This is a genomic window from Paenibacillus rigui (assembly GCF_002234615.1).
Classification (GTDB): Bacteria; Bacillota; Bacilli; order Paenibacillales; family NBRC-103111; genus Paenibacillus_S; species Paenibacillus_S rigui.
Genome location: NZ_NMQW01000035.1, coordinates 44095 through 65909, shown reverse-complemented (window position 1 = coordinate 65909; position 21815 = coordinate 44095). Strand labels below are relative to the sequence as shown.

Below are 21815 nucleotides of genomic sequence, written 5' to 3'. Positions count from 1 at the left end.
GCTCACGCTCTTTAATCTACATTTGTTCAGTTCCGATTGTACTAGCTGAATATGAACTGAATATGTACAGCTTCCGACCGTACCCAATCCAATACGTTCCAGCAATAGTCCACGGCCGGCGTATCCTTCCCAACCTTTTTATGACGTTCTTCGTGGCGAATATCCCTTCAAATGAAAAGAAAATCCGATAAAATATCGTTTCCTAGTGGGGGAAAAACAAACAAGCTCCCGTCCCCGAAAAAGAGGGACAAGAGCTTGTATTGCGGAAATGCTGCATTACCTGAAATCCGGCGGAATGCGGCGTGCCGTACCTGTAAGGATTGCCGCTTCAATTACAGCCCGGCTGACTTTGGCGACGACCTGTTCGTTAAAAATGCTTGGAATGATATATTGCGCGTTCAGCTCGCTCTCGGTTACGACCGAGGCGATCGCTCTTGCGGCGGCCAGCTTCATCGGCTCGTTAATCCGGCGGGCCCGGCAATCCAACGCTCCGCGAAACAACCCCGGGAAGACCAGAACGTTATTAATCTGGTTCGGATAATCGCTTCGGCCTGTCGCAAAGACGCGAACATGGGGAAGCGCCTCCTCGGGATCAATCTCTGGCTTCGGGTTAGCCATGGCAAACACAATATTGTCCGGCGCCATGCTCTTGATGTCCTGTGCGCCAAGCAGCCCGCCCCGCGAGACGCCAATAAACACATCGGCCCCGTGCAGCACCTCCTGCAGGCTGCCCGGAACCGCCTCCACCTGCGGCTGCTCCGCAAGCCACTGCCACATCGGGTGCGAGTAGCTTTCACCTCGCACAATCGCACCGTCCCGGTCGACAGGGACGAGACGGTTGACCCCCGCTGCCAGCAGCATTTTGCAGATGGATACACCGGCCGCACCGATGCCGTTAACGACGACACGGATGTCGCTCATCTGCTTATGGACGACCTTGAGCGCGTTCAAGAGTCCGGCAATGACAACAACCGCCGTTCCGTGCTGGTCATCGTGGAACACCGGAATATCCAGCTCTTCGCTCAAGCGGGTTTCAATCTCAAAGCAGCGCGGCGAGCTGATATCCTCCAGATTGATGCCGCCGAAAATCGGGCTGACAGCCTTGATCGTCCGAATCATTTCCTCCGTATCCTTCGTATCGAGGCACAGCGGGAAGGCATCCACACCGGCAAGCTGCTTGAACAGCATCGCCTTCCCCTCCATGACCGGGGCCGCAGCCTCCGGCCCGATATCGCCAAGGCCGAGCACCGCAGTGCCGTCTGTGATAACCGCTACCGTATTGCGTTTGATCGTTAACGAATACGCCTTTTGCGGATTCTCGTGAATGGCGGTGCAAACGCGCGCGACACCGGGCGTGTACACCTTGGACAAGTCGTCGCGGTTTTTGATCGGCAAGGTAGGCTGGATCGAAATTTTGCCGCCCAGATGGGCAAGAAAGGTGCTGTCCGAGGTATTGACGACACGAATGCCGTCGAGCTCCTGCAGCACCCCGAGAATGTGCGTCTCGATAGCATCCGCCGCACTAACCGTAATATCGCGGATCGAGCTCTCCTGTCCGGCCCGAATCACGTCAATGGAGGTAATATCCCCTCCTGCTTTACTGATAACTGAGGCGACATCACCGAAATTTACCTTTGCATGATCAAGCTCAAGCCGAAAAATAACACTATTATAAGCCACGTTCTAATCCCCTTTATTGATTCGTATAAAGCTATTTTCGTGCAGAGGGCACAACGCCCGATGGAATCGGACAAGCGTAGGCGTGACCTCTCAAACGGTCCCGAAGCTCGGACTTCGCTTGCTCGACAAGCTCCGGACGCAGGATCGCTTCCAACGCCGTCGCCGCCATAATTTTGCCCGCATGCAGCATTCCCTTATGGGCAATCGAGGTGGCTCCGAGCGTTACCCATTGCCAGCTGTGCGGAGGCGAGCCTATCACGAAGCAAGCGGTCGTGCACTGTACGGTAGGAGCAATCCAGCTGACATCGCCGACATCTGTGGAGCCGCTCAAGAACAAACCATTCACATAGGGATTCAGGCGGTCCGCCAGCTCCTTCTCCCTCATGCCGTCGGGAATATTCGGCGCAGAGGCGATTTCCGCTTCGGAGAGGGTTGCGCGGACGGCCTGCGCCAGCTTGCGCTCCTGCTCGTCGAACGCAGGCACGCCAAGCTCTTCGAACTTCGCGTGCATGACCCGCTCCAGCACTTCATTCGGCACGAGGTTGGAGCATGCTTTATCGAATACGATCTGCACCTCCGTTCCCGTCATCAGCGCCGCGCCCCGGGCGACATCGCTGACGCGGTCAAAGATTTCTTTGGCCTGCGCGATATGCGGGGCGCGGATCAGGTACAGCACCTCGGCGCTTGGCTGCACAACATTAGGCGACAGCCCTCCTGTATTCGTCACGGCATAATGAACCCGGGCTTCCTGAATAATGTGCTCCCGCAGATAGTTCACACCCACGTTCATCAGCTCGACCGCATCCAGCGCGCTTCTGCCCAGATGAGGCGAGGCCGCGGCATGGGAGCTTTTCCCTTTGAATTTATAGTAAATTTGGTAGTTGGCGAGAGAATTCATCGACATGACGCTGTTGTAATCCATGGGATGCCAGCTTACGGCGAAGTCGATATCGTCGAACAGATGCTCGCGAGCCATAAACGTCTTGCCGGAGCCCCCCTCCTCGCCGGGACAGCCGTAGTAGCGAATGGTGCCGCCGATGCCCTGCTCCTCCATAATTTGCTTGAGCGTCACTGCAGCTGCAAGCGCCCCGGTGCCCAGCAGATTGTGGCCGCAGCCATGGCCATTGCCTCCTTGAACGACCGCCTCCTGCTCGCTGCTTGCCTTCTTCTGGCTTAAGCCGGACAAAGCGTCGAACTCACCGAGCAAGGCCACGACCGGCTTGCCGCTACCATAGCTTGCGATAAAAGCCGTCTGCATCCCCCCGACGCCGCGTTCGACGGCAAAGCCCTCCTGCTCCAGCGCCTTGCAGAGCAGCTCCGCCGAACGATATTCCTCAAACCGGGTTTCGGCATAATCCCAAATTTGATTGCTGATGTCTATATACCAATCTCTCTTTTGTTCAATGAGCTCCGATATAATCGGATTAAAATCTTCCAATCTACATTCCCTCCTCTTTCTGATTTATTTAACGAATATTTAACGAAAATTACGTATTATAATTATACCCCGCTTCCAGCCTTATTTCAATGAAATTTACCGGTTGCCAAGGATCTACGGCTTCGCCGAACAAACAACAATATGTACTTGCTATCTGGTGAAAATAAAACTGGCCACCCCCATGAGGCTTAACGATTAGTAGAGCCCGGTGTACTCTTTTCTAACTATCCAGAGACCCCCGGAACGATTGTTGACTTCACGGTCAAGAATTGATATCATGACCTCATGAGCAGACCTAGAGAATTTGATGTCGATCGCGCACTGCACCAGTCCATGGAGGTTTTCTGGAAGAAAGGCTTTAAATCGACTTCCTTTGAGGATTTGACCCGCACGACGCAGGTTAAGAAGCAAAGCTTGTATTGCGTGTTTGAAGACAAGCGAGCCTTGTTTTTAAAGGCGTTGGCGCTGTATCGCGAACAGAGTATAGCCATGCTGGAACAATTGGTCTCACAGGAAGCTTCTCCTTTGAAAAAGCTGGAGGCCATACGCGACGTAACGTTCTGTCAAGACAGCGAAGCCACTCGCAGAGGATGTCTCATGGTAAATTCCACACTGGAATTCGGAACCGATGATGAGGAGGTAACCCGTGAAATTGAGATGATGTTCACCAGTGTCGAACAAATACTAGAGAAGATAATCCGCAGCGGCCAGGAGCAGCGTTTGATTACGACCCGCCATACCAGCAAAGAGCTTGCCGATTATTTGAACAACGCTCTTCTCGGTGCGAAAATCATGGAGAAGACAGGTGCTTCCAGGGAACGGATCGATGCGGTCCTGCGTACGTCTTTTGCGTTGCTTGCACCTTGATTTTTTTTTGCAAAGTTTTTGACTCTGTAGTCAAAAAAACATCCTATCCTAAAGAATGGATGATAAATCGAATATTGGAGGCTGTTATATTATGAATTCATCTCAATCCGTTCAGTCCTTGTTCAAGCCATTCACACACGGGAATCTCTCCCTATCCAGCCGTATCGTGATGGCACCGATGACCCGGCAATTTTCTCCGGACGGAGTGCCAGGCTTGGATGTGGCGGACTATTACCGTCGCAGGGCTGAAAACAGTGTTGGACTTATCGTGACGGAAGGTACAGTAATCAATCATCCGGATGCATCCAATCAAGGCAACATACCTCACTTCCACGGTGAAGCTGCATTAAACGGTTGGGCTAACGTAGTCACTGCAGTGCACGAAGCAGGCGGGCGGATCATCCCACAGATTTGGCATATGGGTGCAAGAGGTGCGGTTGGCGATTATACGGAATCGGAAATCGCCGCAATCGTTGAAGCCTTCGCAAACGCAGCCTTGGAAGCCAAGCGGCTTGGCTTTGACGGCATCGAGCTCCATGGAGCGCATGGATATTTGATCGACCAATTCTTTTGGGAGAAAACCAATCCGCGTACCGACAGCTACGGCGGGGACATGGTTGCACGCACCCGCTTCGCGGTGGAGGTCATCGAGGCTTGCCGCCGTGCCGTTGGACCGGAATTCCCAATCGTACTGCGTTTCTCTCAATGGAAGGCGAGTGATTACACGGCAAAATTGGCTGAAACTCCAGCACTGCTGGAGCAATTCTTGGCGCCTTTAGTCGCTGCGGGCGTTGATATTTTCCACTGCTCATCCCGCCGTTTCTGGGAGCCTGAGTTCGAGGGCTCTGACCTGAATCTTGCTGGATGGACAAAAAAGCTGACAGGAAAACCGACGATTACGGTTGGATCGGTTGGGTTGGATAGTGATTTTATGAGTCTCTTTACCGAGGGAAAGGGAGCCGATAATACCATGATTGACGGGTTAATTGAAAGGCTTGAACGCGAAGAATTTGATCTGGTAGCCGTAGGCCGGGCATTGCTGGTGGACCCTGCCTGGGCACAAAAGATCCGCGACGGACGGACAGCCGAATGGATCCCCTTTACGTCCGAGGCAGTTAAAACACTTCGTTAAGCTCCTGTTTAATAGGAAACACTCTAAAGAGTTACAATAGCTTCATAAAGTACAGGCCGCCGGCATCATCGGCGGCCTGTTTAATTAACGAAGGGGATACAGAAGATCCATATTCGCACCCATTTTGACCAATCTGGTCTCAGGTCCACCTCAGCTTTGAATCAGACGGTACAGCTTTCGCGGCCTTCCCCGCACGGCTTGAAGCTCCTCGCCCCCGACCTCCGCCAAGCCCAGCTCGCACAGACTCATCATGATGCGCTGCGCATTTCTTTGCGTCATGGAAAGCTGTGACGATAAATCCGAGGTGGTGAATTCCTCCCAGCCCATCCGGTGAACCAGCGCGGTTATTTTCTTAAACGTTTTGATGCTGACGTTGCCCTGGTTTAATTTGTCCAGCAGCTCCTTGTCATGCGAACGGTATGCATAAGCCAGCTCGTCTTCTTCCCCGACCGATTCAATTATCACGCCGTCCTGCTGGATGATGACAATTCCCCGCTCCTCCTTTTCCTTCGCATGCTGGAGCGCCCTTCTGGCGTTGTTCTCCGCAGAAAAGGCCGTACTGCCGAAGCCGATGCCGACGGCAACCGGTACGTCCGCTTCCAGGGAGACGGCATGCACCGTGTCGCGGAGCGCCCCGATTTCACGCTCGATGGCCCCCCGGGAGCTGAAGATCTGATACCGCCCGTTCCCGATATCCATCAGCGTCCCATCGATTTTCTCGCACAGCTGAAGCAGCTGCTGCTTCGCCTTCAGCTCCAGATGCTGCAAATGATAACGGGTCAGCGTCTTCTCGGCGAGCTGGTCGAATTGATCGATTTCGATAATTTCGACGCCGATCTGCATCTCTTTGAAATAGGAGCTCTTCGCCTGCTCCCTCATCACGCGCAGCGCCTGCCGGATGTCCAGCTTCGTCATCTGGATCCGATAGGCGGGCATTCCGGCGTCCCGGAGCATACTGTAAACGAGATTCATGCACGTCAGAGCAGCGTTGGTCTTCCCCTGCTTCCATAAATCAAGATGGAACTGGACCAGCACATCCGGGTTGTCGTACATGGGACCGTTGAACATTTTCATATACATCGCTTCCGTGGGAATCCCCGCTTCCAGGAACGATTCCTTGAAATCGAGATCCTCGGAATCAATCATATCTATGGAAATATTCGTTGTGAGCTCCTTTCTTTCCATGGCCAGCTGAAGCAAAGCCTTGTAGAGGCTCGCGCCGGTCGGCTTGCAATACACGATATTGGCGTCGGAGCCCAGAAACTCCCTTGCATAATGATAAGGAATCGGGCCTGAGAACAGCCATCCGTTCACTTCCTGATGATGATTTTCTATCAAGGCCTTTGATTCCTGTACATGGACGTAAGGAAAAGGCAGCCATTGGCAATCGGAAAATTGTTCCTGAGCGACGCTCAGCATTTTTTGCACAGAAGGTTCCGGGCCGATCAAGCCGAAGCGATATACCATACATTTGCTCCTCAACAACAAAAATATGAAAATATGGAAACAGACTCATTATAGCACTCGCCCGGAGCAGGAAAAAGCCCGTCCCATTTCCACCGTCCGCATCTAGGCCATGCCGGGCGGCAAAGCAAGAGGGCCGCCTTCCTGAACGCAGGAAAGCAGCCCGTTGTTTGGTTCGAGACCACTGCTTCTATAGAACGATTCCGTCCACTCGGCCAATTTGTCAGCGGCTTTCGTTTAGGTCAATACCCTTCTTGCAATGCGGCTTAACAGCTCGACCCCGCGGGGAAGAATCTCTTCCTCAATGTCGAATTTAGGATGATGATGCGGGGCCGGCAAATGAGAACCGATGATCATATACGTCCCTTTGCCGCCCTTCTCCTGCACCCGGCGGATCATGAAGCTGGCGTCCTCGCTGCCCATCGCACTCTCTACGCTCGCTTTAACCGTATGAAAGCCTTCCACCTGCCTCGCTTCCTCCATAGCAAGCTGTACCAGCTCCTCGTCGCAGCGGATCGGAATCGCCGCGCCGATCACATCGATCTCATACCGCAGCTCGTGCATCTCGGCACTGTGGGCAATAATGCGGCGGACCCGCTGCTCCAGATCGTTGTTCGTTTCCTCGGAAACCGAACGCGTCTCGATCACCATCCGTGCGAATTCCGGAACGATGTTCGCCGCCGTACCGCCCTCCAGCACACCCACGTTCACCCGGGTGGAACCGGTGGAGAAACGCGGAAGCGCATGGATGTTCATGAGCGCCGTCGCCGCGCCAAGCAGCGCGTTGCGCCCTTTCTCCGGCGACGCTCCCGCATGGGAGGACACGCCATAGAACCGGGCCGCCAGCTTCGTGCTGGCGAGAAAGCCTTGACCGCCGCCGTGGAATTCGCCCGTCGGCACATCCGTGCCTTGATGATGGCAAAATAAATAGTCGACATCGTCAAGGCAGCCTTTTTGCACGATGGCGTAGGCGCCCCGCACGCCCTCCTCAGCCGGCTGGAAGATCAGCTTCACGGTGCCGTGAAAGCTCCCGTCGGCCAGCTTCGCAGCCAGGCCGAGCCCTACCGCCGTATGGCCGTCATGGGCGCAGGCGTGCATGCTGCCTTCGTACACGGAGCGGAAGCCTTTCGCTTGAGGAGCGTGGTCCGCATCCGCACTCTCGCGGATGGGCAGCGCGTCCATATCGAATCGGAAGCCGACAGTAGGACCCGGCGCCTGTCCTTTTTTCACACCGATCACCGCGGTATAGCCGCCGCGCATTTTTGAGACGATATCCGGATTCGCTCCGTCGCGGAGCGCCCGCTGGTAAGCCTCCTCCAACGCCTCCTCGGAAGGCAGTCCTCTGCGGGAAGGACCGTCCATGGTCTCCTCCCCATATTGAACCTCATACCCGAGCGAGAGCAAAATTTCAACGACCTTTGCGGCCGTCCGAAACTCGGTGAAGCCGACCTCGGGATGTGCGTGCAAATCACGTCTTAAAGCTATTACGTCTAGTTCCATGGAAAGCATCTCCTAAAAATTAATAGAGGATCCGACGGCAATCCGCCGGATCCGTTAGGGCTATGAAGTAAACAGCAGTCTATGAATGAATTATAGTCGAGGATACACGCCAGGTCCGATCGGCAGCCCGAGCAGGTACCAGACGATCAGCATCAACGTCCATACGACGAAGAACGCTATCGGGTAAGGCAGGATGAGCGAATAATACGTGCCAAGCTGCGCATCCTTCCGATACCTTTGCAAAAAGCTCAGGAACAATGGAAGGAAAGGTGACATCGGTGCAAACGGAATGACCGAGGAATCGGCAACCCGGAAGACGATTTGCGCAAAAGCCGGATGGAACCCGAGCAGCATGAACATCGGCACGAAAACCGGCGCCAGAATAGACCAGATCGCCGAGCCGCTGGCAATGAACATGGTAAGCAGCGCAGACAGGAACATCAGACCGACAAAGACAGGAACCCCCGTCATATTTAATTTTTCCAGCACATCGATAATCGACAAGGCCATAAATTTCCCCATATTGCTCCAATTGAAGAAGGCGACGAACTGGGACAATGGAAACACCATAACAATGAATCCGGCCATATGCTTCATCGGATCACTGAGCAGGTTAGGGATATCGTTCTGCCCCCGGATCGCCTTGGTTACCAAGCCGTACACGATTGCAACCGTGAAGAAGAAAAAGATAATGATCGGAACAATCCCCGACATGAAGGGGGAAGGAACGACGCTGCCTGTTTTTGGATCACGCAATATCCCGCCGTGAGGCACAACCAGCAGAGCCGCAACAATAATGTAAAGGATGGCAGCGATCCCCGCCCAGCGCAAGCCTTTATTTTGCAGATCGGACAGCTTCTCCAGCGAAATATTAAGGTCTCCCTCATACTTTCCAAGTCTCGGCTCGATGAATTTGTCCGTAATCAGCGCCGCAAGAACGGTAAGCACGATCACGGAGGCCCCCATGAAATACCAGTTGTCCAGCACGGTAACCGACGCCGACGCACTGACGGACTTGGCTACCTCGCTTGAAATCCCCGACAGGAGCACATCCGTCGTGACGATCAGCAGGTTGGCCGTAAAGCCCGAACCTACCCCTGCTATCGCGGCAAGCAAGCCGGCAACGGGATGGCGGCCGACGGCCAGGAAAATCAATGCGCCGAGGGGCGGCATGATGACGACAGCAGCATCCGAAGAAACGTGACTGAAGAACGCGATAAACACCACAAGGTAGCTGGCAAATCTCGCATTGACCTTAGAGGCCATTTTCCGCATGATCGCTTCGAGCAGCCCGACCTTCTCGGCCAGACCGACCCCGATCACGAGCGCCAATATATAGCCTAAAGGGGTGAAGCCGGTAAAGTTTTTAATGACATTCGGCAAAATCCACTGAATCCCTTCCACACTCAGCAGGTTTTTAACGGCGACAGGCTCCTTTTTGACAGGATCAAACGCCGTAATGTGAAAGGACGACAAGATATAAGTCGTAACCATCAGGATGAGAATCAAATAAATAAATAGCAAAAACGGATTCGGAATTTTATTGCCCACTCGCTCTACCCATTTAAAAATACCCGATTGACTTTGCTGCGGCGCCGTGCCGACTGGCTGTACGTTTTCCATTGCCATCCCCCTAATCTCGTTATGTTGTTTGCTTCCTCGCTGTCTGCCGCTCCCCCGAGTGCATCATTCCAGCAGCGCCGCTCCGGCCTTCCTATGATTTCAGATCCTCCCGTACCTCCATACCGGACATGATTCGTCCCCTCTCTTCTCTCTTCTTTCTTCTGCCGAAGATGTGTGCGATGCAAGCCTTGAATAGAGGTTTTATTATTAACGATAATTTAACGAAAATTTCGCTTAAAAGAATTATATAAGGTATTTCCGCAAAACTCAATAGTTTATGTTAAGTTTTCTCACAAAAGCTATCCATTTTTTATGAGGTATTTTTTGGTAAACCGTGACCGATGAAGGGGCCCTGCAATAGATTGGACAAATTACACCAAATCCTTATTTGGAAAATCAGCTGTTATCCATGTCCATCCCGGCGTACGCACGTAAAATATACAAAAAAGTCAGGCGGTGGTCCGATGCCAATAAAAAATGGGTTGCAGTATGTTGAACGCCTCGACAGCTCCAAAGCATGTATTTGGATCCGGGGTGAGCGCTTAACCGGCCCCGTGTCCCAGCATCCTGCCTTTGCAGGACTGATCTCGACACAGGCGGCGCTGTATGATTTGCAGGGACGAGAGGAAACGATTTCCAGGATGACCTATGCGTCCCCGGCGACCGGGGCCCCGGTCGGCATGTCGTTCCTGCAGCCGCGGACGAAAGCCGATCTGGAGCGGCGCAGGCAAATGATGGGCATGTGGGCCGAAGCCCACCACGGCTTTCTTGGGCGTGCGCCGGATTATATGAACACAGGGATGATGGCATTCGGATCAGCGGCCGACCTGCTGTCGGATCTGCATCCGTCGTATGCCGATAATATGCGGAATTATTACGAATACTGCCGCGAACAGGACATCACGCTCTCCCATGCATTCATTGTCCCCCATGCCGCACGCTTGAGCACCCTAATGAAGACGTTCGAAGAGCCTGATGCCCCTAGGGTCGTCGACAAGACGAAGGACGGTCTGATCGTCAGCGGAGCGTTTCTGCTGGCCACGCAAGGGGTTACCGCGGAGGAGATTCTGATCTTTCCACCTGCACTGCCTTCGATTCATGAAGACAATCCCCATGCCTTCGCCTTTGCGATTCCGAACGATCTTCCCGGTGTCCAATTTATATGCAGAGAAAGCCTGGCGGCAGGCAGCTCCAAGTACGATTATCCGCTCAGCTCCCGGTTTGAGGAGATGGATACGCTGGTCGTGCTGGATCATGTGCTGGTGCCTCATGAACGGGTGTTTTTGTACGGGGATGAGCACATGGCGGCTCGCTTCATCGAGGAGAGCCACTTTCATACGCATGCCGGCCATCAGGTTTTGTGCAAAAATATCGCCAAGACCGAGTTTCTGCTCGGCACGCTCGAATCAATCGTCCAGGTGCTCGGGCTGGGGACCTATCCCCAGGTAATCGAGAAGATTGCCGAGGTCATCGCCGGACTGGAGACGCTGAAAGCGCTGCTTATCGCCTCCGAGGCCAATGCCAAGCCGGATCGCTGGGGGCTGATGCTGCCGGATACGAAGCCATTGTATACGGCCAGCTTTTTGTTTCCGAAGCTGTATCCGCGGATGATCGAAATCGTCCAGCTTCTCGGGGCCAGCGGATTAGTCATGCTGCCCGGTGAGCTGGATTTCCAATCGGGGGCGGCCGCCGGGATCGAACGGTATTTGCGGGGAATCGACATGGATGCGAAGGCGAAGGTCGGCCTGTTCCGGCTCGCGTGGGAGATGAGCTCGAGCGCCTTCGGCGGGCGGCAATGCTTGTATGAGCGGTTCTTTTTCGGGGATGCCGTTAAGGTGTCCTCGCGGCTGTACAACGGCTGTGCAGATAAAAAGGACTATGCGGAGCAGGTAAAAAGGTTTTTACAGGAAGATTGAGGGAATTTAGGGAAGGAAGCCTCACCGTCTGATACACACCCATTTACAGACAGAAAAAAGAGACCGTCTCCGGTCTCTTTTGGATTTCTATGGGTCGGCCTCTCGATGCCGCGTCCTTACTGCTGCCCGGGCACACCCGTCGACTGCCGGATGATCAGCTCCGGCCGAAGAACGGTGCGCTGCTTCGGCTGCGGCTGCTCCTTCTTCAATTCCTGGATCAGCAGATCGACGGCCATTGTGCCCATCTCCTCCATCGGCTGTGCCACGGTTGTGAGCGGCGGATCGGTAACGGATGCCAGAATCGTATTGTCGAAGCCGATGACCGACAAATCCTGAGGCACCCGCAGGCCCAGCTCCTTGACCGCTTGCAGGGCTCCGATGGCAAGAAGATCGTTACAGCAAAACAACGCGGTCGGCCGATCGGCCTGCGCCAGCAGCTCCAGCGTCCTGCGCTTGCCGTCCTCGACGACGAAGTCGCAGTGGAGCACGCGGCGCTCCGGCAGCTCCTGTCCCGCCTCCGCAAGCGCCTCGCGGAAGCCGCGCACCCGCTCCCGACTGCTTCGGACCTTCGCCTGCTCCGCCAGCACAGCGAACCGGCTGTGCCCTAGCTGCAGCAGATGCTTGCCCGCCAGCTTGCCGCCGATATAGTCATCGACGACAACGGTATGCACCGCCTGCTCCGGCAGCTCCCGGGCGATCATCGCAATCGGGATTTGCTTTTCCACCAGCGGGTTCAATATTTCCTTGTTGTCCATCCCGGTTCCGATGATCATGCCGTCGATGCTTTTTTGCTGGAGCAGCGTCAAATAGCGTTCAACGCGTTCATCCTTGTTATCGGTGCTGCAGATCACCAGGCTGTAGCCCAGCTGGTGCCCGCGATCCTCCACGGCTCTTGCAATCTCGGCAAAGAAAGGGTTGGAAATATCCGGCACGAGCAGCCCGAGGGTATACGTCTTTTTCCCTGCCAGAGCCGCTGCAATAACACTCGGCTGATAATTCAGCCGCTCCATAATTTCCATAATTTCATTGCGTCGTTCTTCACTGATTTTCCCTTTGCCGTTAATAACCTGCGAAACCGTCGCAATCGACACCCCGGCCTCCCGGGCAATGTCATAAATAGTCGCTTTCATCACGATTCTCCTATTTCTTTAAAGGTTTGTGAATCCTGTCAGCTTCCCGCAGGGGCTCTTTCCTTCGATCGTTGACTGCTGCCGCATATCAGAAGGATTCCGCCGCCGCTCGTTCGTTTACTGCTGATGATTCACCAAACCTTTAATGTCCGATAATTGAACTGAATAAGATTCATTATGAATGCGATCGGGTAAACTTGCAACCGTTGTTATTCTTCCGTCGGCTTCGGCTGCGCCATGATCCAGGCATGATCCGGGTCGTTGTGGAACTTCCATGTACGGGTCGGTCCCGCCATCACGTTCAAGTAGTACACGTCATACCCCGGAGGAGCGGATACGGGATGGTAGCCGCGCGGCACGAGCACCGTCTCGCCGTCCCGGACAACCAGCGTTTCGTCCAAGGACCTGTCATCGGTATACACGCGCTGAATCGCAAAGCCCTGCTCCGGCTGGACGCGGAAATAATACGTTTCCTCCAGCAGCGATTCGTTCGGCAGCGCGTCCCGGTCGTGCTTGTGCGGCGGGTAGCTGGACCAATGGCCGTTCGGCGTCAGTACCTCGACAACCAGCAGACTGTCCGCCGGCTCCTGCTCCGGCAAAATATTATGAATATAGCGCTCGATATTCCCGTAGCCGCGAACCTCCGCACCGACCTGCTGCGGCGCGATCAAGCGGGCAGGATAGCCGCCCTTACCGGGCGCGGTGCATACAGCCAGCTCCAGCTGCGTCACGGCGCGAACCTCGTAGCGGTCCCCGTTCGGCACATAAACCGAATAAGGAGCCTTCCGCTCGAATACGCTCATGCGCTCTCCAATGCCGTGCCACTCCTCGTGAGTGGTCAGCACATCCGCTTTGCCGCTAAGAAGGACAAGACATACCTCCTGATCCCCGGTATCCCTGCACAAGGTTTGGCCCTCGGACAGCTTCACCAGCTGAAAGCCTACATACTTCCACCCTGCAGATTGCGGGGTGACCTCGATGACAACCCCCTCTTCATTCGGGGACGATTCGGGCTTTACAATCAATTGCGACATGCTCTAGCTCCTCCTCTCGATTCCAGCTTCCTCGTTATGCGGATTCCGTTGTCGCCTGCGCCGATTGACGAACCAGCTCCGGCAGCTCGCTCAGGCGGACGGGACGTCCTAACCGGCTCGACAGCTTCGCCGCAAGGGCGATACGCTCCGCCTGCACGCCGTCGTAACCATCCACAGGCACCGGTTTATCGTGCAGGATGCACTCGATGAACATTTTCGTTTCCTCTATATAGGCTTCGTTATACCGCTCCAGGAAAAAATGCAGCGGCTTATCGCGCCGCACGCTGTCCGCCGTACTGATCTCTACCGTGTTGGGGTGATCGTTCGTCGCAGCGGAGCTGCCTTTGGAGCCGAACACCTCGACGCGCTGATCGTAGCCGTATACGGCCTGGCGGCTGTTGTCAATGACTCCCAGGGCACCGTTTTTGAACTTAAGCGTGACGATGGCCGTGTCCACGTCTCCATGCTGGGCGAATACCGGGTTGATCAGCACGTTGCCGTGAGCATATACCTCTTCTACCTCGCTGCCGGATAAATAACGGGCCATATCAAAATCGTGGATCATCATGTCCATAAAAATACCGCCCGATACCTTAATATAATCCTCATGCGGAGGGTTCGGGTCGCGGGATGTAATCTTCACAATATGGGCATCGCCAATGGTACCGTCCAGCACACATTCACGCACCCGTTTGAAGTTGTGGTCAAAACGGCGGTTGAAGCCAACCTGCAGCTTGACGCCCGCTTGACGCACGACATCCAAAGCCCCCTCCGTTTGAGCCAGCTCCATACTGATCGGCTTCTCGCAAAAAATATGCTTTCCTGCCAGCGCAGCCTGCTTGATAAGCGGAACATGCGTGTCCGTCGAGGAGCAAATAAAAATGGCATCAATGTCCGGGTTGTCGATAATGTCCTGACTGCTCTTCGTTACAATGCCGATTCCCCGTTGCGCCGCCCATGCCTCAAGGTCCGGGCCGGCGAACAAATCGCTGACCGCGACAATTTCCGTCTGCGGCAGACGAAGCAGATTGTCCGCATGGATTTTGCCGATTCGGCCTGCTCCGATAATACCGATCTTAATTGCTTTCATGTTGGGCTCCCTCCGCTTTTCCTGCACAGCCGAACAGATGAATTTTCGCCTTCACCGAGGCTTTGATCGCTTCGCGCGCCGGAATAAGGTAGTTGCGCGGATCATAAGCTTCGGGATGCTCATTCAAAAATTTCCGGATCGCTGCCGTGCAGGCCGATTGATTGTCTGTATTTACATTGATTTTGGCGGTGCCCAGAGCAATCGCCTGACGAATTTCGTCATCGGGCAGGCCGCTGCCGCCATGCAGCACGAGCGGCAGGCCTGTCAGCCTGCGAATTTCACCCATCCGCTCGAAGCCGAGCTTCGGCTGGCCGCGGTAAGGCCCGTGTACCGAGCCCAGCGCAGGAGCGAGGCAGTCGATGCCTGTTTCCCGTACCAAGCGGACGCATTCGTCCGGCAGCGCGTACATGCCTTCCGCCTCGTCGACGACGAGATCATCCTCACGGCCTGTAATGCGGCCAAGCTCCGCCTCCACGGTGACGCCTAATACGTGCGCCGCCTCCGTCACCCGTTGGGTGATGCCGATATTTTGTTCCAGCGGATGGTGCGATGCATCGATCATCACGGAAGTGAAGCCGGCATGCATCGCTCGGATGCAAACGTCATACGCGGAGCCGTGATCCAGATGCAAAGCAACCGGAACCGTGACACCGTAATGCGCGATAAGTGATTTCACCATGCCGGCAATGCAGGGCAGTCCCCCCATATAAGGGATATAGGCTTCGCTGACACCCAGAATAACAGGCGCCTGCTCCTCTTGAGCCGCCTGTAATATCGCTTGGGTAAATTCCAAATTGTTCAAATTAAACTGGCCGACGGCATACCCGCCCTCCAGTGCTTGATTCAGCATCTGCTTCATCGATACTAGCGTCATGATGCGCACAGCTCCTTCCTATTCCACGGAACGGAGGACGGGAAACGCGAAGGGAGCAAACGGCCCGGGTCGGGCAATCGAGCCTAGCGGCGACCCTACGCAAGGGTGCCTGACCGTGACTCATTCATATGCCCAAAGCTATGGCCGATCCTCCCGATTCTGCGCGGCACCCGCCCTGCGGTCCCTCCGTTATCCTCTAAACCGCCAGTGCTTTTACCAGCGGGCCGTCACCATTTTTTTGCGGGTATAAAATTCGACGCCGTCCATGCCATTCGCGTGCAAATCGCCGTAGAACGATTTTTTCCAGCCGGAGAACGGGAAGAAGGCCATCGGTGCCGGTACGCCCAGGTTGACTCCGAGCATCCCTGCATCGATCGTTTCGCGGAATTGGCGCATCGAGCTGCCGCTGCTTGTAAACAAGCACGCCCCGTTGGCCAGCTCCGAACGGTTCGCCAGCTCGATGGCTTCCTCCAGTGTGTCCACTCTGACAATGGAAAGCACCGGCGCGAAAATTTCGTCCTTCCAAATGTCCATGCCGCACTGTACTTGGTCAAAAATGGTCGGACCGACGAAGTAGCCGGCCTTGCCTTCCGTCGCGGCATCGTCCTTGCGGCCGTCGCGGATCAGCAGCGCGCCTTCCTTTTCTCCGATCTCGATGTATTTCAGTGTGCGTTCCTTGTGGGAGCCGCGAATAACCGGACCCAGGAACGTCCCCTCTTCCAAGCCGTTGCCGATCGTAATTTTGTCGGCAGCCTCCACCAGCTTGTTCACCAGCGTATCGCCGATTTCGCCGACAGCCACGACAACGGAGCAGGCCATGCAGCGCTCACCCGCAGAACCGAATGCGGCATTGACGATTTCCTTGACCGCCAGATTCAAGTCGGCATCCGGCATGACGATCGAGTGGTTTTTGGCGCCGGCCAGCGCCTGAACGCGTTTGCCATAACGGGAAGCGGTCGTATACACATATTCGGCCACCGGCTGCGAGCCGACGAAGGATACAGCTTTAATGTCGGGGCTTTCCAGAATGCCGTTCACCACATCATGCGCTCCGTGGACGACGTTCAGCACGCCACCCGGCAAGCCAGCCTCGTGGAACAGCTCCGCCAAACGGTTTGCAAGCAGAGGCGTACGCTCGGAAGGCTTCAGCACGAACGTATTGCCGCAGGCGATAGCCAGCGGGAACATCCAGCAAGGTACCATCATCGGGAAGTTGAACGGTGTGATGCCGCCAACGACACCGACCGGATAGCGGAACATGCCGGACTCCAGGTTGGAGGCGATGTCCGGCAGCTGCTTGCCCATCATCAGCGACGGTGCGCCCGCCGCGAACTCAACGCACTCGATGCCGCGCAGCACTTCACCGTGGGCTTCGTTGTAGCTTTTTCCGTTCTCACGGGTGATGAGCCGAGCCAGCTCCTCCCAGTGCTCAACAAGCAGCTGCTGGTACTTGAACAGGATGCGGGCACGGCGCGGAACCGGCGTACGGCTCCAGCTCTGGAACGTTTCCTTGGCATTGGAAACCGCCTCGTTCAGTTCTTCCCTCGAGGAGAGGGGGACGTAAGCCAGAATCTCTTCGGTTGCCGGGTTATAGACAGGATCGGCTTGCGCGGAACGGGATTCGACCCATTCGCCGCCGATGAAGTTTTTTAAGGTTTGTGTCATGATTTATGCGCTCCCTTGGGCGTATATTCAAAAATGTGTTTCACAGCAAAAGCATGCTTCCTAATAACAATGAACTCGTTCGTCTTCCGGCCTAGCAACATATTCGATAGAGCCCGCTGCGAGACTGAAATCATTCCTCCAATCGCTGTTGTCCCCGAATTTCCTTCTGAATAATCTGGAGCTGAAGGAATTCGGGGACAAAGGCGAACGCTTACGCTTCTATGGAATGACCTCAGTCTCTCCGCTGTATAATCCGGGCTTATGACCGGTATTCATAAATTCAATACGATACTAGGTCAACAGGGTAGCCAGCGAAGACGTTTTGAATATACGCCTATTTTTTTAAATTCGTAGAATGAGCAGATTCAAAAAGCTCAGCGGCCGGAGACACATCCTCTCCCCGCAGCCTTCCGTCTATTTGAACATACTCCTTAAGAAGCCGTAATCTCGCCGCGGTTGCAGCGCTCGATATAATCGTGGACCTGGTCGGCCGTAGGCATAGCATCCGAGCAGCTGTGGCTCGAAATGACGATGCAGGCTGCGGCGCTGCCGAATTCCATGCTTTTCTCCAGCTTCCAGCCCTGCATGACGCCGTACAGGAAGCCGGCGGCGTAAGAGTCGCCGGCGCCGAACGTTTTGACGACGCGGGCCGGGAAGCTTTTGGCACGATGGCCGACACCATCCTGCGTATAGGCGATGGAGCCGTCCTTGCCGTGCTTGATGATGACGATTTTAGCGGAGTAATCGAACCATTTGGATGCGGTAATATGGTCGCTGTGATCCGGGTTATCCTCGAACCGTTCCATCATGTCGAACTCTTCGCGTGTGCCAAGGATGATGTCGCATTTCTCGGCGGCGAGGTTATAATATACCGCAGTCTCTTCCGCGGATGTCCATGTATAAGGGCGGTAATCGAGATCGAAGACGATCACGGCGCCATGCTTTTTGGCGTAGCTCAATGCTTGGAACACTGCTTCACGCGACGGGCTCTTGGCGAGCGCCGTGCCGGAGATCAGCAGCACTTTAGCTTGGGCGATCAGCGATTCCTGCACCTCGCTTGGCGTGAGCAGCAAATCGGCCGCATTATCGCGGTACATCAAGATGCTGCAATCCGTCGGGCTTTTGATTTCGGTGAACGCAAGCCCGGTCACAGCGCCCGTCGTATCGTTCACGACATTGGTCGTTGCGATGTTGTTGCGGCGCAAATAATCCGCAATGAAACGGCCCATCTGGTCATTGGCGATTTTGCCGATAAAGGCCGTGTTCAAGCCCAAACGGGACATCCCGATCGTAATATTGGCCGGCGATCCGCCGACATATTTCGTAAACGTCATCGTTTCTTCCATCGGACGATGAATTTCGTTCGCGTTCAAATCGATGCAGAGACGGCCGATAGCGACAAAATCAAGCGGCTTCTCCGCTCCGGCAAAGGACACATAAGTCATGGCATTATACCCTTCCTTCGTTTGAGGTGAGAGATTCGATATAGCGAAGCGCGTTGCGCGCATATTCGTAAGGATTGTGGGCAGCCGGGTCCTGCTCGCCCTCGAGCATCGCCCAGCCGTTGTAGCCACGGCTCAGCAGCTCCCGGAACACCGGTGCAAAATCGAGACAGCCGTCACCCGGCACCGTAAATACGCCTTTGCGGATGCAGGTGACGAAGTCGGCCTGCTCGGCACGTGCCTCATCCAGCACCTCCTGCCGGATATCCTTCAGGTGGATGTAGGCGATCCGGTCGAAATGCTTGCGCAGCACTGTCAGCGGGTCGGCACCGCCATAGTAGGCATGGCCTGTGTCGAACAGCAGGTAAACGAGCGACGGATCGGTCAGCTCCATCAACCGGTCGATTTCATCCGGCTGCTCGACTACGGTCCCGCCATGATGATGGTAGGTCAGCTTCAGACCGTACTCCTGTGCGATCGCGCCGGCGGCGTTCAGCCCTTCGGCCAGGCTGCGCCAGCCCGCTTCGTCGAGACGAAGCACTTCCTTCTCGTTGGGCGTGCGGCGGGGATCGAAATGAAGCGAGCCGCCTACCTCCGCCGTACTGATTACTGTACTGCCCATTTCCTTTAGAAATTCAACATGCTTCCGATAAGCCTCCAGTTCCTGTTCCCTGTAGGTCGGGTCGGAGAACAGCACCGATTTCCACTGCGAGACGAGCTGTATACCGCGCCGGGACAGCTCCTGCTGGAGGACGGCGATATCCGTCGGATACTTGCGACCCATTTCGGTGCCGGTAAGCCCCAAAGCCTGAATATCGTCCAGAATGCGCTCATACGTCGTGTCGGCGCCGTGCTCCTTCACGTCCTCTCCCACCCAGTTGATCGGATGGACGCCGAGCCGAAACGGCAGATCTTGAATGCTCATGCTCTTCCTCCCTTGCTCTGATTGATCTATTTAAAACGACTTTGCCGCTTGAATCCGTTTTTTCATTTCCTCATGCGCCGACAATACTTTGCCGCTCGCCGACACCTCCGGTACGCCGACCTGCCACCAGGACTCGTAGCCGTCCGAATTCGTGCCCGGCACGACGGCAACCTCAATCAGCGTCGAGAGGGTCTCTCCCTTCGCCTGCTGCAGCACCGCCTCCAGCTCTTCTGCGGTCTCCGCTTTGTAAGCCTTCAGTCCCAGGCTGGCCGCGTGAGCAGCAAAGTCGATCGGCATGTAGCTGCCCGTTAACTTACCGGTAGCGGCTTCGCGGTAGCGGAACTCATTGCCGAAGCCGTCGCTGCCGTGGCCTCTTTGCAGGTTATGAATGCATTGGAAGCCGTGGTTGTTGAAAAGAACAACCGTCATTTTGCGGCCTTCCTGCAGGCTTGTGACCAGCTCCGAGTGAAGCAACAGGTAGCTGCCGTCGCCTACGAGCGCGTATACTTCCCGATTCGGCTCGGCCAATGCGGCCCCGAAGGCGCCGCTGACCTCGTATCCCATGCAGGAAAAGCCATATTCCATATGGTAAGTCTTCGGCTCGGCCGCCCTCCACAGCCGGTGCAGATCGCCCGGCAGGCTGCCTGCCGCACACACGACGACCGACGACGGGTCGATCGTCCGGTTCACGACGCCGAGCGCCCGCGTCTGGGCCAGCCCGGCATCGCATTCCGCGCTGTACAGGCGGTCCACCTCACGGTCCCACTGTTCCTTCAGCCCGGCTACCTCACCTGACGCGTAGCCGCTCTCGTAGCCGCGTTCGGAAAGCGCGTCGTGAAGCGCTTTCAGCGCCTCCCTGGCGTCCCCTGTAATGGCCGCCCCGTTCAGCTTCGCAGAATCGAAGGCGCTGATGTTGAGGTTCAGAAATTGGACATCCGGATTCGCAAATGCGGATTTGGATGCCGTCGTAAAGTCCGAGTAGCGCGTTCCCACGCCGATAATGAGGTCCGCCTGCTTCGCCAACACATTGGCTGCCAGCGTGCCGGTGACGCCAATACCGCCGACATTCAGCGGATGGTCCCAAGGTAAAGCGCTTTTCCCCGCCTGCGTCTCCGCTACCGGGATGCCGAACGCTTCAGCGAACTTCGTGAGCTCGGCTGCCGCAGAGGCGTACAGCACGCCGCCGCCGGCTACGAGAAGCGGCCTCTTTTTCCCTGCAACAAGCTCTGCCGCACGCTCTACCGCTTGGGGCGCAGCAGGTCTGCGGTCGATATAATGAACCTTTTTCTCGAAGAAAGCTTCCGGATAATCATAGGCTTCCGCCTGCACATCCTGCGGCAGCGCCAAGGTGACCGCACCGGTCTCCGCCGGGTCCGTCAGCACGCGCATCGCCTGCACCGCCGCCGTCATCAGCTGCTCCGGCCGGACGATTCGGTCCCAATACTTGCTGACCGATTTGAACGGATCGTTCGCGGAGATTGTGTAATCGCCCTGCACCTCCAGCTGCTGAAGCACCGGGTCAGGCTGCCGGGAAGCAAAGTTATCGCCCGGAAGCAGCAGAACCGGGATGCGGTTGACCGTTGCCGTTGCCGCAGCTGTAATCATGTTCAATGCCCCAGGTCCGATGGAGGTCGTGCATGCAAATATTTTGTTGCGGTTATGCTGCTTGGCAAATGCCGCGGCGGCATGGACCATGCCCTGCTCGTTCTTCCCTTGAATATAGATTAAATCGCCTGCGCTGCGTTCCAACGCCTCTCCGATGCCCGTCACATTCCCGTGACCGAAAATGCCCATGACGCCGTGAACGAATTTGGTTTCCTGTCCGTCTACCGAGATGTACTGTTGGTCTAGAAAGCGCAGTAAGGCTTGCGCCATCGTTAGTCGAATTGTAATCGTAGTCATCTCCCTTCACCCTTAGAGATTAACCGCTTAACCTTTGTGAGTTAAGCGCTTTACTCGATTTTACTATACAACTGAAATTCAGACAATGCCTATTGCAAAAAAAATTTTGAGAATCCGCCGATTCCCGATCCGG

General features: G+C 55.4%; 16 protein-coding genes. 3 read left to right on the top strand and 13 right to left on the bottom strand.

Going from position 1 to position 21815, the window contains the following annotated elements:
* Positions 1-276: 276 nt before the first annotated feature.
* Entirely contained in the window at positions 277-1680 is a 1404-nt protein-coding gene (locus tag CF651_RS22695; protein WP_094017161.1) for an NAD-dependent malic enzyme, read from the bottom strand.
* A gap of 31 nt (positions 1681-1711) precedes the next feature.
* Positions 1712-3118 (bottom strand): M20 family metallopeptidase, encoded by a 1407-nt coding sequence (locus CF651_RS22690; RefSeq protein WP_179232939.1) that lies wholly within the window; start codon positions 3116-3118, stop codon positions 1712-1714.
* A 285-nt stretch (positions 3119-3403) separates the two neighbouring features.
* On the opposite strand from CF651_RS22690, the gene CF651_RS22685 reads away from it, so the two are divergent.
* Together CF651_RS22685 and CF651_RS22680 are read left to right on the top strand one after the other, a co-directional pair.
* Complete coding sequence (locus tag CF651_RS22685; RefSeq protein WP_094017160.1) at positions 3404-3985, top strand: TetR/AcrR family transcriptional regulator; 582 nt, start codon at positions 3404-3406, stop codon at positions 3983-3985.
* Positions 3986-4076: 91 nt separating this feature from the next.
* Positions 4077-5117, top strand: a complete 1041-nt coding sequence (locus CF651_RS22680; RefSeq protein ID WP_179232938.1) for an NADH:flavin oxidoreductase — start codon at positions 4077-4079, stop codon at positions 5115-5117.
* 150 nt (positions 5118-5267) lie between these two features.
* Here the strand turns inward: CF651_RS22680 and CF651_RS22675 are convergent, their stop codons facing one another.
* The 3 genes from CF651_RS22675 to CF651_RS22665 form a co-directional block, all read right to left on the bottom strand.
* Positions 5268-6584, bottom strand: a complete 1317-nt coding sequence (locus tag CF651_RS22675; RefSeq protein WP_094017159.1) for a hypothetical protein — start codon at positions 6582-6584, stop codon at positions 5268-5270.
* A gap of 234 nt (positions 6585-6818) precedes the next feature.
* A complete protein-coding gene (locus CF651_RS22670; RefSeq protein ID WP_094017158.1) occupies positions 6819-8081 on the bottom strand; it encodes an amidohydrolase in 1263 nt (420 codons plus the stop codon).
* 90 nt (positions 8082-8171) lie between these two features.
* Positions 8172-9704 (bottom strand): AbgT family transporter, encoded by a 1533-nt coding sequence (locus CF651_RS22665; RefSeq protein ID WP_425436303.1) that lies wholly within the window; start codon positions 9702-9704, stop codon positions 8172-8174.
* A 464-nt stretch (positions 9705-10168) separates the two neighbouring features.
* Here CF651_RS22665 and hpaB point away from each other — a divergent pair, with 464 nt between their 5' ends.
* Complete coding sequence (hpaB, locus tag CF651_RS22660) at positions 10169-11620, top strand: 4-hydroxyphenylacetate 3-monooxygenase, oxygenase component (RefSeq protein ID WP_094017156.1); 1452 nt, start codon at positions 10169-10171, stop codon at positions 11618-11620.
* Positions 11621-11736: 116 nt separating this feature from the next.
* Here hpaB and CF651_RS22655 read toward each other — a convergent pair whose 3' ends face one another.
* The 8 genes from CF651_RS22655 to iolD form a co-directional block, all read right to left on the bottom strand.
* Positions 11737-12750, bottom strand: a complete 1014-nt coding sequence (locus CF651_RS22655) for a LacI family DNA-binding transcriptional regulator (protein WP_094017155.1) — start codon at positions 12748-12750, stop codon at positions 11737-11739.
* A gap of 209 nt (positions 12751-12959) precedes the next feature.
* A complete protein-coding gene (gene iolB, locus CF651_RS22650) occupies positions 12960-13784 on the bottom strand; it encodes a 5-deoxy-glucuronate isomerase (protein WP_094017154.1) in 825 nt (274 codons plus the stop codon).
* A 34-nt stretch (positions 13785-13818) separates the two neighbouring features.
* A complete protein-coding gene (iolG, locus tag CF651_RS22645) occupies positions 13819-14874 on the bottom strand; it encodes an inositol 2-dehydrogenase (protein ID WP_094017153.1) in 1056 nt (351 codons plus the stop codon).
* Positions 14861-15748, bottom strand: a complete 888-nt coding sequence (fba, locus tag CF651_RS22640; protein WP_094017152.1) for a class II fructose-1,6-bisphosphate aldolase — start codon at positions 15746-15748, stop codon at positions 14861-14863. The genes iolG and fba overlap by 14 nt, the downstream gene beginning before the upstream one ends.
* A gap of 213 nt (positions 15749-15961) precedes the next feature.
* Positions 15962-17413 (bottom strand): CoA-acylating methylmalonate-semialdehyde dehydrogenase, encoded by a 1452-nt coding sequence (locus CF651_RS22635; RefSeq protein ID WP_094017151.1) that lies wholly within the window; start codon positions 17411-17413, stop codon positions 15962-15964.
* 431 nt (positions 17414-17844) lie between these two features.
* On the bottom strand, positions 17845-18858 hold the full coding sequence (gene iolC, locus CF651_RS22630; RefSeq protein ID WP_094017150.1) for a 5-dehydro-2-deoxygluconokinase: 1014 nt from the start codon (positions 18856-18858) through the stop codon (positions 17845-17847).
* Positions 18859-18862: 4 nt separating this feature from the next.
* Positions 18863-19774, bottom strand: a complete 912-nt coding sequence (iolE, locus tag CF651_RS22625; protein ID WP_094017174.1) for a myo-inosose-2 dehydratase — start codon at positions 19772-19774, stop codon at positions 18863-18865.
* Between the two features lie 36 nt (positions 19775-19810).
* Positions 19811-21682 carry a 3D-(3,5/4)-trihydroxycyclohexane-1,2-dione acylhydrolase (decyclizing) gene (iolD, locus tag CF651_RS22620; RefSeq protein ID WP_094017149.1) on the bottom strand — a complete coding sequence of 624 codons (1872 nt, stop codon included), beginning with the start codon at positions 21680-21682 and terminating at the stop codon, positions 19811-19813.
* Positions 21683-21815 lie beyond the last annotated feature (133 nt).

Coding starts and splice junctions, on each gene's coding strand:
- CF651_RS22685 (WP_094017160.1), top strand. CDS start 3,404: ATGAGCAGACCTAGAGAATTTGATGTCGATCGCGCACTGCACCAGTCC.
- CF651_RS22680 (WP_179232938.1), top strand. CDS start 4,077: ATGAATTCATCTCAATCCGTTCAGTCCTTGTTCAAGCCATTCACACAC.
- CF651_RS22675 (WP_094017159.1), bottom strand. CDS start 6,584: ATGGTATATCGCTTCGGCTTGATCGGCCCGGAACCTTCTGTGCAAAAA.
- CF651_RS22670 (WP_094017158.1), bottom strand. CDS start 8,081: ATGGAACTAGACGTAATAGCTTTAAGACGTGATTTGCACGCACATCCC.
- CF651_RS22665 (WP_425436303.1), bottom strand. CDS start 9,704: ATGGAAAACGTACAGCCAGTCGGCACGGCGCCGCAGCAAAGTCAATCG.
- hpaB (WP_094017156.1), top strand. CDS start 10,169: ATGCCAATAAAAAATGGGTTGCAGTATGTTGAACGCCTCGACAGCTCC.
- CF651_RS22655 (WP_094017155.1), bottom strand. CDS start 12,750: ATGAAAGCGACTATTTATGACATTGCCCGGGAGGCCGGGGTGTCGATT.
- iolB (WP_094017154.1), bottom strand. CDS start 13,784: ATGTCGCAATTGATTGTAAAGCCCGAATCGTCCCCGAATGAAGAGGGG.
- iolG (WP_094017153.1), bottom strand. CDS start 14,874: ATGAAAGCAATTAAGATCGGTATTATCGGAGCAGGCCGAATCGGCAAA.
- fba (WP_094017152.1), bottom strand. CDS start 15,748: ATGACGCTAGTATCGATGAAGCAGATGCTGAATCAAGCACTGGAGGGC.
- CF651_RS22635 (WP_094017151.1), bottom strand. CDS start 17,413: ATGACACAAACCTTAAAAAACTTCATCGGCGGCGAATGGGTCGAATCC.
- iolC (WP_094017150.1), bottom strand. CDS start 18,858: ATGACTTATGTGTCCTTTGCCGGAGCGGAGAAGCCGCTTGATTTTGTC.
- iolD (WP_094017149.1), bottom strand. CDS start 21,682: ATGACTACGATTACAATTCGACTAACGATGGCGCAAGCCTTACTGCGC.